Origin of the sequence: Kitasatospora saccharophila, from assembly GCF_039529925.1 — a bacterium.
Classification (GTDB): domain Bacteria; phylum Actinomycetota; class Actinomycetes; order Streptomycetales; family Streptomycetaceae; genus Kitasatospora; species Kitasatospora saccharophila.
This window is the reverse complement of sequence record NZ_BAAANS010000161.1, coordinates 1-927: the sequence shown is the minus strand read 5'-3', so window position 1 is coordinate 927 and position 927 is coordinate 1. Positions and strand designations below refer to the sequence as shown.

The window sequence follows — 927 nt, the reverse complement described above, 5'->3', positions numbered from 1 at the left end:
AGACCGTGTTTGAGATCTGCCGTGTCGCCGGGCTGGAGTGGTCGTTGAGCCTGTTGTGAGCGGTGTTTGGGGCGGGTATCCGTCGGACCTGACGGATAGTCAGTGGGCGTTGGTGGAGCCGTTGCTTCCTCCGGCGCGGGTGGGCCCGAGGGGCGGTCGGCGGGAGAAGCATCCGCGGCGGCGGATCGTAGACGCGATCTTCTACGTGGTCCGCTCCGGCTGCGCCTGGCGGCAGTTGCCGAAGGACTTCCCACCCTGGCCGACGGTGTACTGGTACTTCACGTGGTGGCACGACGACGGCACCGTCGAGCGCATCCACGACGCTCTGCGCGGGTGGGTCCGTGAAGCTGACGGCCGCGATGCGGAACCGAGTGCCGGACTGATCGACTCGCAGTCCGTCCGCACCGCCGACACCGTCCCCGCCTCCACCAGGGGTTTCGACGCGGGCAAGAAGATCAAAGGCCGCAAGCGGTTCATCGTCACCGACACCCTCGGCCTGCTCATCGCGGTCCACGTCGTTGCGGCGAGCGTCCAGGACCGCGACGGCGCCCGCCGGTCGTTGCTGTGGGCCCGACTCGACCACCCGAAGATCGAGAAGTTCTGGGCGGACCAAGGCTTCGCCGGCCGCCTGGTCGAATGGACCGCCCAAATCCTCGGTCGTGAGCTGGAGATCGTCCGCAAGGCCCCTGGCCAGCGAGGCTTCCAGGTCCAACCCAAGCGCTGGGCGATCGAGCGCACGTTCTCATGGCTCACCGCCCACCGGCGCCTCGCCCGCGACTACGAGAGCAGCCCGGCCCACTCCGAGACCATGATCCGCTGGGCGATGATCGGCATCATGGCCCGCCGACTCACCCGCGGCCACGCAGCCACCCGACAAGGCCCGCGACCACTTTCACCCACCAATCTATGAGATCTCAAACACGGTCT

At 67.6% G+C, this 927-nt stretch carries 1 protein-coding gene; it reads left to right on the top strand.

All coding sequences use genetic code 11. The annotated features are described in order from the left end of the window. Positions 1–16 precede the first annotated feature (16 nt). Complete coding sequence (locus tag ABD345_RS39960; protein ID WP_344559751.1) at positions 17–910, top strand: IS5 family transposase; 894 nt, start codon at positions 17–19, stop codon at positions 908–910. The last annotated feature ends 17 nt before the right edge of the window (positions 911–927 follow it).